Source organism: Streptomyces sp. NPDC031225 (assembly GCF_055570355.1).
This window is the reverse complement of the sequence record NZ_JBVIHJ010000003.1, coordinates 431,403-446,821: the sequence shown is the minus strand read 5'-3', so window position 1 is coordinate 446,821 and position 15,419 is coordinate 431,403. Positions and strand designations below refer to the sequence as shown.

Annotated in this window: 11 protein-coding genes; 6 read left to right on the top strand and 5 right to left on the bottom strand. The window is 71.2% G+C overall.

What is annotated here, in order from left to right:
• Positions 1 to 8 precede the first annotated feature (8 nt).
• Positions 9 to 527 (top strand): hypothetical protein, encoded by a 519-nt coding sequence (locus ACZ48Z_RS07445; protein WP_468734840.1) that lies wholly within the window; start codon positions 9 to 11, stop codon positions 525 to 527.
• On the opposite strand, the gene ACZ48Z_RS07440 is transcribed toward ACZ48Z_RS07445, so the two are convergent.
• The 3 genes from ACZ48Z_RS07440 to ACZ48Z_RS07430 all read right to left on the bottom strand — a co-directional run bounded on the left by ACZ48Z_RS07440 (position 475) and on the right by ACZ48Z_RS07430 (position 3,003).
• On the bottom strand, positions 475 to 816 hold the full coding sequence (locus ACZ48Z_RS07440) for a hypothetical protein (RefSeq protein WP_468734839.1): 342 nt from the start codon (positions 814 to 816) through the stop codon (positions 475 to 477). The two genes, ACZ48Z_RS07445 and ACZ48Z_RS07440, sit on opposite strands and share 53 nt — an antisense overlap.
• A 32-nt stretch (positions 817 to 848) precedes the next feature.
• A complete protein-coding gene (locus tag ACZ48Z_RS07435) occupies positions 849 to 2,207 on the bottom strand; it encodes an NAD(P)/FAD-dependent oxidoreductase (RefSeq protein ID WP_468734838.1) in 1,359 nt (452 codons plus the stop codon).
• A 346-nt stretch (positions 2,208 to 2,553) separates the two neighbouring features.
• Positions 2,554 to 3,003 carry an SsgA family sporulation/cell division regulator gene (locus tag ACZ48Z_RS07430; RefSeq protein WP_468734837.1) on the bottom strand — a complete coding sequence of 150 codons (450 nt, stop codon included), beginning with the start codon at positions 3,001 to 3,003 and terminating at the stop codon, positions 2,554 to 2,556.
• Between the two features lie 327 nt (positions 3,004 to 3,330).
• Here ACZ48Z_RS07430 and ACZ48Z_RS07425 point away from each other — a divergent pair, with 327 nt between their 5' ends.
• Complete coding sequence (locus tag ACZ48Z_RS07425; protein WP_468734836.1) at positions 3,331 to 5,961, top strand: AAA family ATPase; 2,631 nt, start codon at positions 3,331 to 3,333, stop codon at positions 5,959 to 5,961.
• Here the strand turns inward: ACZ48Z_RS07425 and ACZ48Z_RS07420 are convergent.
• Together ACZ48Z_RS07420 and ACZ48Z_RS07415 are read right to left on the bottom strand one after the other, a co-directional pair.
• Positions 5,927 to 8,755: an AAA family ATPase gene (locus ACZ48Z_RS07420; RefSeq protein ID WP_468734835.1), complete on the bottom strand. Its 2,829-nt coding sequence runs from the start codon at positions 8,753 to 8,755 to the stop codon at positions 5,927 to 5,929. The two genes, ACZ48Z_RS07425 and ACZ48Z_RS07420, sit on opposite strands and share 35 nt — an antisense overlap.
• A 53-nt stretch (positions 8,756 to 8,808) precedes the next feature.
• Entirely contained in the window at positions 8,809 to 9,231 is a 423-nt protein-coding gene (locus tag ACZ48Z_RS07415; protein WP_468734834.1) for a cupin domain-containing protein, read from the bottom strand.
• 310 nt (positions 9,232 to 9,541) lie between these two features.
• Here ACZ48Z_RS07415 and ACZ48Z_RS07410 point away from each other — a divergent pair, with 310 nt between their 5' ends.
• From ACZ48Z_RS07410 to ACZ48Z_RS07395, 4 genes are all read left to right on the top strand, one after another.
• Complete coding sequence (locus ACZ48Z_RS07410) at positions 9,542 to 10,528, top strand: ROK family glucokinase (RefSeq protein WP_468734833.1); 987 nt, start codon at positions 9,542 to 9,544, stop codon at positions 10,526 to 10,528.
• A gap of 136 nt (positions 10,529 to 10,664) precedes the next feature.
• The gene (locus tag ACZ48Z_RS07405; protein WP_468734832.1) at positions 10,665 to 12,098 is read left to right on the top strand and encodes a sugar porter family MFS transporter; all 1,434 of its coding nucleotides are present in this window, start codon (positions 10,665 to 10,667) and stop codon (positions 12,096 to 12,098) included.
• Positions 12,095 to 12,391: a WhiB family transcriptional regulator gene (locus ACZ48Z_RS07400; protein ID WP_468734831.1), complete on the top strand. Its 297-nt coding sequence runs from the start codon at positions 12,095 to 12,097 to the stop codon at positions 12,389 to 12,391. Before ACZ48Z_RS07405 ends, ACZ48Z_RS07400 begins: the two co-directional genes overlap by 4 nt.
• 198 nt (positions 12,392 to 12,589) lie before the next feature.
• Complete coding sequence (locus ACZ48Z_RS07395; protein ID WP_468734830.1) at positions 12,590 to 15,415, top strand: ATP-binding protein; 2,826 nt, start codon at positions 12,590 to 12,592, stop codon at positions 15,413 to 15,415.
• The last annotated feature ends 4 nt before the right edge of the window (positions 15,416 to 15,419 follow it).

Sequence of the window (15,419 nt, the reverse complement as noted above, 5' to 3'; positions counted from 1 at the left end):
GAGAACCGATGGTTTCCGCGAGCCGCACGGCACACAGCATCGAGGTCACCGCCGAGGGCCTTCAGGAGGAACTGGCCCGGCTTCAGTTCCAGAAGCAGGCGCTGGAAAGGGAGTTGGCGGCGGTCGTCGCCCATCTCGGCTCGGTACAGCGGGCCCTCGGCGCCCTCGAGAGCGCGCTGGTCACGCCGGCCACCGCTCCTCGGACGGACGAGGACACCGCGCCCGGCTCCTCACACACGGACACCGACGCGGACACGAAGTACGGAAAACTCACCGAGCAGATCCTGGCGTACTTCGCCGAGGTCGGTGACGTCGAGGTACGGGCCCGCGACGTCGCTGCGGCACTCGGCCGTGACGCCGACAGCGGAAGCATCAACGCGGTCCGCAGCACACTCGACCGCCTCGTCGCCTCCTCCCGCGTCCAGCGCGCCGGCAGGGGCCTGTACCGCACCGGGCGTCACCAGCGCACGGCGGTCACCGCGACGAGCCCAGGATCACCACGACGCACACGATCATCGACAGGGTGATCAGCGCCATCCCGGTGAGTGTTCCGCGCAGCCAGTGCCGGATCCTGACGTGGTGCTGCGCCTCCAGCGCGTCGGTGCGCTCGGCGATGTGATCAGTCACCATGTGGGCGACGTGTTTCTGCTCGTCGACGTACCACTGCTCGATGTCCTGCTTCTGCTCGGGAGTGAGCCCCTCCACGCGCGCGGTGAAGTCCGCGACGCGGCGGAGTGCCGCTCCGCTGTGAGCCTCCCGGTACAGGAAGCCCTCGATGTCGGGCAGGCCCCGTGCGGCCTCCTCGCGTGCGGTCACGGCGTACCCCCGATGGAAAGAACCCCACATGGTCATGGCGTGCTGCCTTCCTTCGCCCGGCCGGCACTCGCGGTCTGCTGCGTCCCCTCACCCGCGACGAAGGCGTCCCGCGGGTGCTGGACGGAGGCGAGAGACACGAGATCCCGGCCGGTCAGGGCCGCGGTGAGCCAGACGGCCAGGACGCGGATCTTGCGTTCCCAGCTGGGCACCGCGAGCACGTGGTAGCCCCGGTGCATCAGCCATGCCGGGAATCCCTTGATGACGATGCCCTTGTACTGGAAGATGCCCCGTCCCAGCCCCAGCGTCGCCACCACGCCGAGGCTGTCGTGGCGGTAGTTCCTCACCCGCCGCCCGCGCAGGTCGGCCACGAGGTTCCTGGCGAGACGTCTGCCCTGTCGCACGGCGTGCTGCGCGTTCGGCACCGTACGCGCGCCCGGCACCGGTGAGGCCAGGTCGGGTATGGACGCGTCGTCGCCGGCGGCCCACACGTCCGGTACGGGTTCGGCGTCGGTGCCCACACGGAGATCGGCGCGGGCCAACAGCAGGCCGCGCTCGTCGAGCGGCAGGTCCGTGTGGTTGTGCACGACCGGGTTCGCGGCGTTGCCGGCGGCCCAGACGATCAGCTCGCAGTCGTACTCCGTTCCGTCGGAGAGGACGACGTGACCGTCCTCGGCGGAAAGCAGCTGCGTGTTCAGATGGACAAGCGCGCCGCGGCGTTCCAGGTGGCGCACCACCCAGGCACCCGGCCTGTCGCTCACCTCGGGCAGGATGCGGCCCCGGGCCTCGACCAGGTGGAACGACAGGTCGTCGACGGTCAGTTCCGGATAGGACCTGAGCATCGCGGTCGCCAGCGACAGCAGTTCACCGAAGCCCTCGACGCCGGAGAACCCGCCTCCCACGAACGTGACGGTGAGCAGCTTTCGCCGCTCGGGGCCGTCCGGCAGCGACGCGGCCTGGTCGAACGAGGTCATCAGCCGGTCACGGATGGCCACGGCCTCTTCCACGTGCTTGATACCGATGGCCTGCTGCGCGAGTCCGGGAATGGGGAAGGTGCGGGTCACCGCGCCCGCGGTGACCACGAGGATGTCGTAGTGGAGCTCATAGGCGTCGCCGCGTACCGGGCGGACGGTCACCGTACGGTCCGCGTTGCTGATCCCGGTCACGGTGCCCGAGATCAGCCGGGTGCCGTGCAGGTGCCGCCGCAGCGACACGACGGCGTGACGTGCCTCCACCGAACCGGCCGCCACCTCGGGCAGGAAGGGCTGGTAGGTCATGTACGGGCGCGGGTCGACGACCGTGACCCGCGCCTCGCCCGGACGCAGCTTCTTCTGCAGGCCCCAGGCGGTGTAGAAGCCCGCGTAGCCGCCGCCGACGATCAGAATCTCTCGCATGACTGCCTCTGCTTGTTGTCCGTCACCATGTAGACCGCGCAGGCCGGGCCGATGTGACATGCCTCGGCGACTCAGGCTCGGGGGTGGGCATCTGTTCGGCGTTGTCGCCGGTGTCGTCCGTCTCACGTGCGGCCACGGCGTTCACCGCTTGGTGGATCTCGACGGTGAGCGCGTGGACCAGTTCCGTGAGGTGCGTGTTGTGACGCAGTTCGAGTTCCTGCGCCTCGTAGTCGTGGTCGGCCTTCTTGCGGCATGGATGGTGGGGACGGAGAAGAGCCCGTGGCCGACGCTCACGCTGATCGTCTCGCTCGAAGCCCGGCGCCGGGCCGTCCGGTTCGGACGGCCCCTAGCGAAGCGACTCACCGGAGCCGCCCAGGAGTTGGTGGACGGCTCCGTCCATGTCCAGGTGGCACCCCTCGGTACCGGGGGGCACCACCGCGAAGGTTCGTCGCAGGAAGGTCCCAAGTGTTCGCGCCGGGGCGGTCACGACGACGGCCCTCTCCTTCGGACACGGGCACAGCGCGATGTGCACCCGGTCCGACCGCGGGTCCCGGCAGGGCCAGATCTGGACGTCGCCGACGCCGGTGAGCTTCTCCAGCCCGTCCAGGAGGAGTTCGCGGCCGACCACCCAACGCACGGTCGTGTCGGTGAACATGTGGAACGTCAGGGACACCGCGTAGGGATCTGCTCCGTCGTAGGACAGATCAAGCATCACGGGCCGGTCCACTCCTTCGGCGACGATCAGGCGGACCAGCATCCGGCACACCACCGGAGTACAGCTGTCGGGTTCTCTCATCACATCACCGCTCGGTGAATCGGAGGGATCAAGGGGGATCGATGAACACACGGTGTGCTGCGTCCTGCGCCCACTCGTGTGATTCAGTGACATCACGATTCTGCGAGGCCCCCGTGGTTCGGCACCATCAGTCAAATGACCCCTGAGTCGCCGCGCAGTCACGTGACTGATGTTCGTCCTCGCCGGCCGGTGCACGGTGAGCTCAAGCCCCCCGCCGTGCGGTGGGCAGGACGAGCACAAACGTACGGAGTACCCATGTCACTCGGCTCGCGCGTCGAACGGTCGCCCCGGACTCCCTCCTCAGACGCCGGTCAGCCCCCTGAAGTGGTGGGGCGTGCGCGGCAGCTGCAGGAGATCACGGCGCTGCTCGGGCAGGGCTCGGCCCCGGGCCGTGCCCTGCTGCTCTCCGGAGAGCCGGGTGTGGGCAAGAGCGTGCTGCTCGGTGAGGTCGCCAGGGTCATGTCCGAGGCGGGTGCCCGGGTTCTCTCGGCCGCCGGCGTCCGGTCCGAGGCCGAACTCGCCTACGCCGGTCTTCACCAGTTGCTGTTGCCGCTGAACGACCGGATCGAGCGCCTGGCCGACCCACATCGCAGGGTGCTGCGCGGTGCGCTCGGCTATGGGGGCGATCCGGTGCCCGACGGGCGCCACGTCGCCGACTCGGTGATCCTTCTGCTGCGCCGGGCGGCAACCGAACGCCCCGTGTTCGTCGTCGTGGACGACCTCGCCGCTTTCGACCGGGCCAGTTCGCTGGTGCTGGCCTTCGTCGCCCGTCGGTCGGCGGACAGCCGTTTCGGATTCCTAGCCGCCTGCAGATCGGGAACCGAGACCTGCTTCGGCCGAGCCGTACTCACCGAGTACGAGGTGCCACCGCTGGATCGCGACGCGGCGGCGGAACTGCTCGAGGTCCGTCTTCCGGGGCTGGCAGAACAGGTGCGGGAGCGTGTCCTGGCGCAGGCGCACGGCAACCCGCTGGCGCTCGTGGAGCTGTCCGCCGCGCTGAGCGGCCCGCGACGCGACGCACTGACCGATCTGCACGACGTACTGCCCCTCTCGCCGCGTCTTCGGCGCCGCCACGCTTCGCGCGTGGCCCTGCTTCCGGCCGAATCGCGTCGGCTCCTGTTGCTCCTCGCCCTCGACGGCACCGGAGATCCTGGCGTCCTCCACGCCGGACCGGACGGCCCGAAGGCCCTCGCGGCGCTGTCAGCGGCCGAATCGGACCGTCTGATCACCTTCGACTCTGACGGTACGAACCGCCGGATCGTCTTCCGGCATCCGCTGACGATGTCCGCGGTCGTCGAGACCAGCACCCTGAGCGAGCGCTGCCAGGCCCATCGCGCGCTCGCCGAGATCCGCGCGGCGATACCCGAGCGCCGGGCCTGGCACCTGGGCCGGGCAACCCTGGTTCCCGACGAGCGCGTCGCCGCCCTGCTGGCGGAGGCCGGGCACCGCGCCGCCCGGCGAGGTGACGCCAGGGCAGCGGTCGCCACCTTCACCAGGGCCGCCGAACTGAGCCCGCGCCCCTCGGACCGCGCCCGCCGACTGACCCGGGCCGCCCATCTGTGCGCCGATGCGACCGGTGGGCTGCGTGCGGCCTCGAAGCTGCTCGACCGCGCCCGGTGCGCGGATGCGGACGTCACCCGGTCTCCGCTGACCGCCGCCACGGCGGCGCTCCTCCTGCTCAACGGCGGTGACGGCGACATCGACATGGCTCACCGCCTGCTGGTGGAGGCTGTCGAGACCGGCAGTCAGGGACACGCCAGGGAGGACGACGACGAGAACGACGGCCTCGTCGAAGCACTGCACATGCTGCGGCTGGTGTGCTGGGCCGGTGGCCGGGATGCCTTGTGGAAGCCCTTCTACGCGGCCCTCGGCCGGCTGGAGCCGGCGGCACCGGCGTACCTGGCCACCGTTCACCCCGACCGGCTCACGGAACCACGGGACGACTCCTGGGACGAGGTTCGCCGCGGCCGCCGGGGCGGGCACGTACGCCGGTACATCGACGCGCTCATGGACCTGTGCCTACAGGATTTCCCGGTCGGCCGGTGGGAGGAGGCCGGAACGCTGGCCGCCGAGGGTCTGAGCATCTGCGAGGAGCGCCAATACCCGTTCTTCTCCTGGTATTTCACGTACCACCAGGCCCTGCTCGCCGCCGTCCACGGGGACTTCGAAGAGAGCCGGAGTGCGGCCGACCGGATCACGCACTGGGCCGTGCCTCGTGGAGTTCTGGCAGCGGCGGCCCACGCCGACCACGCCAGGGTCCTCGTCGAACTCGGTGCAGGCGACTACGAATGCGCGTACCGCCACGCCGTGGCGATAAGCCCCGCGGGCCGACTCGCGTCCCACGCCCCGTACGTACTGTGGAGTTGCATGGACCTGGTGGAAGCGGCGGTGCACACCCGGCGCACCGCTGAGGCGAGGGCACACGTGCGTGCGTTGCGGGAAGCCGGTGTCGCTGCGCTCTCTCCGCGGCTGGCGCTGCTGGTGGCCGGCTCGGCCGCGCTGGTCGCACCCGATGACGGCGCGGTCGGATGCTTCGAGCGGGCGCTGGCCGTCCCCGGGGCGCAGGACCGGCCCTTCGATCTGGCGCGGATCCGGCTGGCCTACGGGGAGCGCCTGAGGCGCATGCGTTTCGTCACGGAGGCCCGAGCCCAACTGGACGCCGCCGCCGAGGTGTTCGACGTCCTGGGCGCCCGGCCGTGGGCCGACCGGGCCAAGGGAGAACTCCGCGCCACCTACCGGTCCCGGAGCGGCGCGAAGCTCGGTTCCGTCACCCTCACCCCACAGGAGCAGGAGATCGCCGCACTCGCCGCCTCCGGAATGACCAACAAGCAGATCGGGGAACATCTCCACCTGTCGCCCCGAACCGTGGGTTCGCACCTCTACCAGCTGTTCCCGAAGCTCGGCATCGCCTCACGCGCGGCGCTCAGGGACGCGCTTGCGTCTCTTCCTGCGCGGTGAGGGTCTGTGAGGCGAGGGTCTGTGAGGCGAGGGCCTCACCCAGGGTCACCCGCGAGGTGATACCGAGCTTCGGGAAGATCCGGTGCAGATGGGCCGCGACGGTTCGGTGGGAGAGGAACAGGCGTTCGCCGATCTGCTTGTTGGTCAGTCCGGCGGCGGCGAGTGCGGCGATCTGGTGTTCCTGCTCCGTGAGAGGGCTCGTCACCGGATTCCGATGGGCCCCCCGAGCCGCGGTACGACCGGTGGCCCGCAGCTCCTCGGCCGCCCGCGCGGCCCAGGGAGTGGCCCCGAGACGGCGGAAGGTCTGGAGGGCGGCGGCGAGCTGCGTTCCGGCGTCCTTCACGGCCCGCGCGCGACGCAGGTGCTGCCCGTAGGCCAGACGGACTCGCGCGAGGTCGAAGGGCCAGCGCTCGGCACCGGGAACGGCGAGCGCCTCCTCGAAGGCGTCGGCGGCCCGGTCCCCGGAGGCAACCATCGCGGCCGAACCGGCGGTGACCAGTGCCAGCCGGCCGGAGATGCCGGGCAGGCCCGTCTGCCGCATCACGGCGACGTGGGCGAGTGCCTCGGCTCGGCGTCCGCTGCGGACAGCGGCTTCCACGAGGTCCATGGGGACCCACAACGCCAGCGGGGCATGCGGGGCCAACTCGCCTGAAGGGCTGACCGCTGAGGCTTCGAGGTAGGCCTCCTCGTGGTCACCGCGTCCCAGGGCGGCCAGTGCCGTCATGTGCCGCGCGAAGTGCTCGACGGTCCGGGCACCGCGGGGCACCGCCCAGTCCATGACCTCCTGTGCGAGTCCCCGCACCGTGCTGTCGTCGCCCCGGGCCGCGGCCAGCAGACCCCGGGCCCGCCGGAACTGCTGGGCCGGCGTCTGGTAGCCGTGGGCCTCGCACAGCGCCAACCCCTCGGCGGCGAGACGGCCGCACTCGTCCCACCGTCCCGTCATGAAGTCGTCCAGGCACAGCACCACCAGCGCCATGAGAGCGGAGGCCACCGCGCCGCCTTCACGACCGTCCTCGACCACGGGCCAGAGCGCCGCACCGCACCCCGTCGCCCGGTCCACGAAGAGTGCCGCCATCGCGACCCGTTCGATCCGGCTCGGGTCCGTCTCCCGATGCAGGTCGTGGATCACCGCGTCGAGCAGGCCGAGGGCGGGCGCGGAGGAGCGTGCCGGATCGGAGTAGACGTCGCCGAGCAGTTCCTGGAGGGGAGGCATCGGCACGGTCAGTTGTGACATGGCGGAGTGATACGCGTTCCAGAGCTCGGGTCTCCCTGCGCACAAACAGACCCTGCGCAGGGTGCACAGCGCCTCGAAGAGCGCCTCGTCGTCGCCGTCGGACCGGCCGTCGCGGGTCGTGATCGCGCCGACGAGCAGCCGGTGCGCGGTGTTGACATCACCGTCGCGGTTGAGCAGCACCTGGGAGGCGGCGGCCGCCGCGCGCAGCGACCCCCGCAGATCGGGGTCGGCGCGTCGGGCCTCCACGAGCAGTTCGGCCGCCGTGCGCAGTTCACCGGCGACGTCCGCGCCCACGAAGGCGGCTTCGGCCAGCCGTCTGCCGCGGTCCGCGGCACCGGGAGTGAGGTCCGCGGACCTCACCAGCGCGTTGAACGCGCCGACGGCGTCGCCGCGCCGGCGGACCTGGTGGGCGGTGCTCTCCAGGAGCGCCGCGACCTGCTCGTCCGGATCGGGCGTGGCCTCGGCGAGGTGCCAGGCCCGGCGATCGGGTTGTCCGGTCAGCGCCTCGGCCAGAGTGCGGTGGGCGTCCAGCCGTTGACGGCTGGTCGAGCCCGACACGACGGTCGCGCGGATCAGCGGATGGTGGAAGGACAGCCGCCCCGGTCCCCGGTGCTCGATCCGCAGGAGTTGCGCCCGTTCCGCGGGGGCGAGAAGGGCCAGCACGTCCTGGCCGGCGGCGGCCCGCAGCACGGACAGATCGCCGCCGCCCTCGAGGGCGGCCAGAAGCAGCAGCCGGCGGGTCGGGGCAGGCATCTCCGCGACCCGGGAGGCGTACAGGTCCTGCAGTCGACGGCTGAGCGGGAGTACCTCGGACAGCACCACTCCCGCGCTGCCTCGTGCGTCGTCGAGCGCGGCCGGCAGTTCCAGCAGGGCCAGCGGGTTGCCCCGGGCCTGCGCGAGGACCCGCCGCAGCTCCCGCCCGGCGAGCAGCGGGAAGCGGGTGCCGACCAGGCCGGCTGCCGCCCTGTCGTCCAGCGGGGACACCGTGAGCTCGGGAAGTCCCGCGCGTTCGAAGAAGCTCTCGAACCCGGGACGGCAGGCGGCGAGAAGGCCCACCCGACTCCCGCCCAGCCGCCGCGCCACGAACGCGAGCGCCGCGGCGCTGGCCCGGTCGACCCATTGCAGGTCGTCGACGACCAGCAGGACCGGACGGCTGCTCGCCGCCCGGCGGAGCAGTGCCAGGACCGCCCCGTAGAGGACCAGCCGATCCACCGGGGCACCGGCATCCCCGCCCAGCGCCACGGCCAGGGCCTCACGGTGCACCGGGTCGAGACCGCCGTACTCGTGCTGCAAGGGTTCGAGTACGTGATTCAGGCCGGCGAAGCCCAGATCCGCGAGGAACTCGACTCCGTCGGAGCGCAGGACCAGCGCACCGGCCGCCGTCGCCTCCGTTGCTGCGGCACGCAGCAGCACGGACTTGCCGACGCCCGGTTCCCCGGTCAGCACCAGCACCCCACCGCGCCCGAGCACCTGGTGGACGTACGACCGAAGCAGCTCCAGTTCCCGGTCGCGCCCTACCAGTACCTCGGTCGTGCGCGGCTTCGACCCGTTTCCGGCCACGGTGGCCCCCTTCGAGAACTGGTGCGGTGGACTCCTCGTCGCCGGTCGGTGGTTCAGTCGGCCGAGGGCCGGGGGGCGCGCAGGTGGGACCGCTTCTCCAGTTCCTCCTCGTCGACCAGGGTGAGCATCGGCCGGCCGGGCGCGCACAGCATGATGACGACGTACTTGGCGGGTGTGTCCGACAGTGCGTTGCCGTTCTGGTAGTGGATCACCTCACCGCCCGGCTCCCAGAACGTCTCACCGGCCTTGATCACCCGCTCGGGCTCGCCTTCGAGTTCCCACCGGACGGCGCCTTCGGTGACGTAGCCGAAACACGGCCCCGAGTGCCGGTGCGGTGGCGTTCCGGGGTGTCCCGGAGGCCACTCGACCACCACGGTCATCGCCGAAGCGCCCTCCGGCACGAAGGGCGGCTTGACGTCGGCCAGCATCCTGGGCCCGGTCCCGTCCTGGCCACCGTGTTCGTCGGCCCCGCTCATTGATTCGTTGTCCAACACCGTGTCACGCCTCCATCTGATCGAACTTGCTTCCCTAGGAAGACAAGGCGAGCGGCGCTTGTGTGACACAACGAGCGGCAGGAACCGGGCCGCAGTCGAATGACTCATGCAACTCGCCACCGGATTGCGGAAGCTGAGCCAGTAGTCGGACCGACGGCGAAACCATCGCATCCACATGGCATCACAACGTTGGGAATCACACCATGTCTCTCGATCTCGTCAGCCTGCGACGCCCAGGCGTACACACATGTCGGCGCGCGTACCGTCGGTTCGACGGCGTGGGCGGTGCCGCATGAACGAACAGCACGGCGGTCTGACCGTCGGCGTCGATCTCGGCGGCACGAAGATCGCCGCCGGGACGGTCGACCCCGCGGGGGAGGTCGTCGCCCGTGTGCGCATCCCCACCCCGAGAGACCCGGACCGGATCGCCGATGCGATCGCCGAGGCGGTCCAGCAGGTTCGCCAGGGCCGGGACGACGTCCGGGCAGTCGGCGTGGGGGCCGCCGGATATGTGGACGCGGACCGCTCGACGGTGCGATTCGCGCCCAACCTCGGTTGGCACGACAAGGAGATCCGGGACATCGTCCAGGAGGCCACCGGGCTTCCGGTCGTCGTCGAGAACGACGCGAACGCCGCCGCATGGGGCGAGTTCATCCACGGAGCGGGTGCCGGACACGACGACATGCTGATGGTCACGGCGGGCACCGGTCTGGGGGGAGGCATCATCAGCAGGGGCCGGCTCTTCCGCGGCCGCTTCGGCATGGCCGGCGAGATCGGCCACTACCGGGCGGTTCCCGAGGGCCTCCGCTGCCCCTGCGGCCAGTACGGCTGCATGGAGCAGTACGCCAGCGGAGCGGCCCACGTGCGCCGCGGCCGCGAGATGGCGGCCGCCGATCCGGCCCGCGCGGCGGCGGTGCTCGCGCTGGGCGACGGCACCTCCGCCGGCCTCGACGGACGCCATCTGACCGAGGCAGCCCTCGGCGGAGACCCCTTTTCCCTCGATGTGTTCGCGCGGTCGGGCCGCTGGCTGGGCCAGGCCCTCGCCGACCTCGCCTCCATCCTCGACCCGTCCGTCCTCGTCATCGGCGGCGGCCTCGGCGACACCGGCGAGCTGATCAGGCGTCCGGCAGAGATCTCCTACCGACGGGCCCTCGGCGGCGGCGAGCACCGCGTCTACGCAGAAGTCCGCACCGCCACCGTCGGAGCGGACGCCGGTCTCGTCGGCGCGGCGAACCTCGCCCGTCTCCACGAACTGCTCGTCCCGGCGGTCGGCGTCTGAGCGGCGACCCGCTTGCCGGCCGGGACGAAGAGCCGTGCCCGGTCATCAGCGCGACCGTCGTCCCGATCCACGTCCTCTATGACCGGTGCCCCCGCCCGCGCGATCGGGCACCCGTCCTGTGAAGGAGTCCTTGTCCATGACCGCGAACGCCTCTTCCGCGGGGCGGGCCCACTCAAGGGCCGCGCTCCGCCCGACCAACCTCCGACGCGTCACCTACATCTCGGCGGCCGCGTCGATCGGCGGCTTCCTGTTCGGCTACGACAGTGCCGTCATCAACGGTGCCGTCACCGGAATCCAGCACCGATTCGACGTCACCTCCAGTCAGACGGGCACCATCGTCGCCTCCGCTCTGCTCGGGTCCGCCTTCGGAGCGGCCGTCGCCGGACGTCTCGCCGACCGCGTCGGCCGTCGGCGCGTGATGCACCTGGCCGCGGTTCTCTTCGCGATCAGCGCGCTCGGCTCGTCCATGCCCTTCTCCGTCTGGGACCTGGGTGCCTGGCGCGTCGTCGGCGGTACGGCGATCGGCCTCGCCTCGCTGATCGGGCCCACCTACATCGCCGAGGTCGCGCCGCCCGACCATCGCGGGCGGCTGGCCTCGTTCCAGCAGGCGGCCATCGTGCTCGGCATCACCGCCTCCCAGCTCGTGAACTGGGGCATCGCCCAGGGAGCCGACGGCAGGAGCGAGAACCCGCTGGGCGCCCTGCACGCCTGGCAGTGGATGCTCATGGCCGCGGTCGTACCGGCGCTCTGCTACCTGTTCCTCACCATGCGCATCCCGGAGTCCCCGCACTTCCTCGTCGCGAGGGGCCGTGAGGTCGAGGCCCTTGCCGTACTGCGCGACCTGCAGGGCACGTACACGGGTGCCGAGGAGCGGGTCGCCGAGATTCAGCACGCTCTCAAGACCGACCACAAGCCGCGGGTACGCGATCTGCTCGACGGCCGCTTCGGGCTGCTGCCGATCGTCTGGGTCGGCATCGGGCTGGCCGTCTTCCAGCAGCTGGTCGGCATCAACGTCATCTTCTACTACTCGTCGCTGCTGTGGCAGTCGGTGGGCATCGACCAGGCCAGCTCTTTGCTGATCAGCCTTTCCACGTCGATCGTCAACATCGTCGGAACCGTCGTGGCGATGCTGCTGATCGACCGGGTCGGCCGCAAGCCGCTCGCCCTGACCGGTTCGGCCGGCATGGCAGTGTCTCTGGCCGTCGCGTCCTGGGCGTTCTCGTACAAGTCGGGAAGCGGCGGCAGCCTGTCCATTCCGGACGCCCAGGGCACCGTGGCGCTGGTCGCCGCCCACGCCTTCGTGTTCTTCTTCGCGGTCTCCTGGGGCGTGGTGCTCTGGGTGATGGTCGGCGAGATGTTCCCGCTGAGGATCCGCGCCGCCGCGATGTCGGTGGCGACCGCCGCGAACTGGATCGCCAACTGGGCCGTCACCGAGAGCTTCCCCCGCATGTCGGACTGGAACCTGTCGTCCACCTACGCCGTCTACGCGGGCTTCGCCGTGCTCTCGTTCGTCTTCGTCGCCGTCCGCGTGCGCGAGACCAACGGCAGGAAGCTGGAGGAGATGACATGACAGCGCCCGACACAGCGTCAGCCCCCGCCGCGGTGAACTGGTGCGGGGCGGCCAACTGCCGAGACTCCGACACCAGGACCTTCTTCCCGCCCCCGGACGACCGGGACGCCGTCCAGCGGGCGCTCGCCCTCTGCGATCGGTGCCCGGTGCGGATTCCGTGTCGCCGGTACGCGCTCGACCACCGGGAGCGGTACGGGATCTGGGGCGGTCTGACCGAGGAGACCCGCGAGACACTCCTCCGCATCGGTCCGCCGTCCGCCGTACCTAGAACCCCCGCGAAGCAGTCCTCCTGACGCCGGACCGAGTCCCACGCCACCGAAGTCGGCAGCACCGGCCGAGGCCACACGCGCAGCCGGTTCCGCCGTGCGACCACCTGCGCATCAGGGCTCGGTGCTGTGCCGCGGACGAGGTTCCGGCCGAACTTGAGTCGTTCTACCGATGGTGTGATCCCGCCCAGGGTGTAATGGGCCGCGGCTAGGATGCGGTGCAACGTGACTCCCTGCACGGAGGAAGCCGCACATGCTCAGCCCAGCAGCCGGAACCCTCCAGAGGCCGAACCGGGCCCCCGCGCGATGATCGGCCGGGACGAGGAGTTGCGGGTCCTGCGTGGACTGCTGGCGGACGCGGCGGCCGGACGCGGCGGTGCGCTGTTGATCCACGGCACCGCCGGCGTCGGCAAGTCGACTTTGCTGCGCTCGGTGGGCGCCGAGGGCACCGAGCGCGGTTTCAAGGTGCTGAGCGTGGCCGGGGTGGAGACTGAGTTGTGGCTGCCGTTCGCGGCTCTGCAACTGCTGCTGCAACCGGCTGCCGACGGCATCGGGCAGCTGCCGTCCCCACACCGGGCCGCGCTGGCCGACGCGTTCAGCGCCACGCAGGCCGAGCCCCATGTCTTCCGGGTCGCGCTCGCCGTGCTCGAACTGCTCGTCGACGCGGCCGACGGGCAACCGCTCCTGCTGCTCGTCGATGATCTGCAGTGGGTCGATTCGCCGAGCCGGGACGTCCTCGGATTCGTCGGCCGGCGCACCCGCGATCTTCCCGTCCTGATCGTGGCGGCCTCCAGGCTCCACGCTTCCGACTCCTACGCCCCGAGCGCACAGCCGGAACTCCCTCTGCGACCCCTTGGCCGGTCGGCCGCCGCCGAACTGCTCGACGCGGGCGCACCGGGGCTGTCACAGCCGCTCCGGGCCCTCGTCCTGGAGCGCGCCGCGGGCAACCCGCTGGCCCTTGTCGAACTGCCCAAGACGGTGCAGGACATGGGCACGCAGCTGGACGACCTGCCCCTCACCCAGCGGCTGGAGGACGCGTTCGCCGCGCGTACGGACTCGGTGAGCCCCGAGTGCCGTGCGCTCCTGCTGGCCTTGGCCGCCGAGCCCAACGCACGCCTGAGCCGGCTCCTGGACGTGGCGAGCAGCCTGAGGGGGGCGGCGGTCTCACTGGACGCGGTGCAGGAGGCGGTCGACGCGGGCCTGGCTGGTCTGGTCGGCCGTACCCTCGTGTTCCAGCATCCGCTGATGCGTTCGGCGATCTACACCCGCGCCACGGTCGCCGACCGGCTGGCAACCCACCGCGCCATCGCCGCGGCCATGGCCGACACCCCCGAGCGCCGGCTCCTCCACCTGGCCGCCGCCACGCTCGGCCCGGACGAGGAACTCGCCGCGCGGCTGGAACGTTTCGCCGAGACGGCGCTGGCCCGAGGCAAGGTGGCTTCGGCCGTACCGGCCCTGCGTCAGGCGGCCGAGCTCGTGCAGGACCCGCGCCGCAGGACCGGAATCCTGGTCCGGGCGGTCGAGTCGGCCAGCGAGATCAACGACCGCGTTCACACCCAACTGCTGCTGGACCGGGCCGACCTGAGCGAACTCGGTCCGCTTGAGCGGGCCCGCCTCATGGTCGTGTCCGACAAGGCGGCGTTCGAACCCGACGAGCCGCACCGCCGGATCGAGGACATGGTGACCACGGCGGCCGGCGCGTTCGACACCGGAGACGTACGGGTCGCCGAGAACCTGCTGTGGCGGGCCGCCGCCCGGTGCTTCTTCCAGGACGGTGACGCACGGGTGCGCTCGCTGGCCGCGGCCGAGCTGGACCGATGGAACCCGGATCCGGACTCTCCCGTCGTCCTGACGGTACGGGCGTACACCGAGCCGTACCGGTACGGCGCCGAGGTGATCGCACGGCTCGGCAGCCTCAGGCCGGATCGCCTGGACGGCCTGGTCATGCACTTCCTCGGCAGCGGCGCGATGGTCCTGGGCGAAGCCACTCTCGCTGCCCGGTACCTGTCACAGGCGGCCACGGTGTGGCGGTCGCAGGGCAGACTCGGCCTGCTCGCCCGGTCACTCGCGGGCAGTTGGCCGCGGGTGTACCTCGGTCAGCTCGATCGGGCCCGCGAGGAGTCCGGTGAGGGCCTGGCCCTGGCCGAGGAGACCGGGGAGTGGATCGTCTGGCTGGGAGTGAAGGCGACGGGAAGTCTGGTGGCGGCGCTGCGCGGGGAGACCGAGGACGCAACACGAATGCTCGGCGAGCTGCGGACCCACCGGCTGTTCCCTGGCATGCCGTTCGCCGCCGTGATGGCGCAGCAGGTCGAGGGCCTGCTCGCACTCTTCGACGGCCGCCCGGTCGAGGCGTACGACAATTTCGCGCGCGCGTTTGATCCGGCCGACCCGCACTACCACTCGGTCAGCCGCTGGCTGCTCGCACCGGACCTGGCGGACGCGGCGGTGGCCGCGGGCACCGTACCGCAGGCCCGCGAACTACTGGACGGACTGCCCGAGTTGGCCGCCCGACTGCCCTCGGAAATGATGACGGTCGCGCACGCCTACACCGAGGCGGTGCTGGCACCGGACGACACGGCGGACGAGCACTACACCGCGGCGCTGACCGCCCTGCCCGCCGGCTGGACCCTGGCGCGGGCCCGGCTCCACCTGCATCACGGCCGCCGACTGCGTCGACAACGGCGCTACGTCGACGCCCGCAACCCGCTGCGCAGCGCCCGCGACGAGTTCGACCGGATCGGCGCGCGGCCGTGGGCCGAGATGGCTCGCGAGCAGTTGCGTGCCGCCGGCGAGTCGAGCGGCCCGCGGCATGCGAACACCAGCGACCGGCTGTCGGCCCAGGAGATGCAGATCGCGGTGCTCGCGTCGCAGGGGCTGAGCAACCGGGAGATCGGCCAGCGCCTGTTCATCTCGCACCGCACTGTCGGAGCCCATCTGTACCGCATCTATCCCCGCCTGGGCATCACCAGCCGGGGCAGGCTCGCTGCCGCGCTCGCCGCACTCCGGGACGGACATCCGGCGAGCGATTCAGCAGGCGCAGACGCCGGGTGACCGC

What these genes read in the sequence shown, in the direction of transcription:
- ACZ48Z_RS07445 (WP_468734840.1), top strand. Translation starts at nt 9, where the DNA reads ATGGTTTCCGCGAGCCGCACGGCACACAGCATCGAGGTCACCGCCGAG.
- ACZ48Z_RS07435 (WP_468734838.1), bottom strand. Translation starts at nt 2,207, where the DNA reads ATGCGAGAGATTCTGATCGTCGGCGGCGGCTACGCGGGCTTCTACACC.
- ACZ48Z_RS07430 (WP_468734837.1), bottom strand. Translation starts at nt 3,003, where the DNA reads ATGAGAGAACCCGACAGCTGTACTCCGGTGGTGTGCCGGATGCTGGTC.
- ACZ48Z_RS07415 (WP_468734834.1), bottom strand. Translation starts at nt 9,231, where the DNA reads ATGAGCGGGGCCGACGAACACGGTGGCCAGGACGGGACCGGGCCCAGG.
- ACZ48Z_RS07410 (WP_468734833.1), top strand. Translation starts at nt 9,542, where the DNA reads ATGAACGAACAGCACGGCGGTCTGACCGTCGGCGTCGATCTCGGCGGC.
- ACZ48Z_RS07405 (WP_468734832.1), top strand. Translation starts at nt 10,665, where the DNA reads ATGACCGCGAACGCCTCTTCCGCGGGGCGGGCCCACTCAAGGGCCGCG.
- ACZ48Z_RS07400 (WP_468734831.1), top strand. Translation starts at nt 12,095, where the DNA reads ATGACAGCGCCCGACACAGCGTCAGCCCCCGCCGCGGTGAACTGGTGC.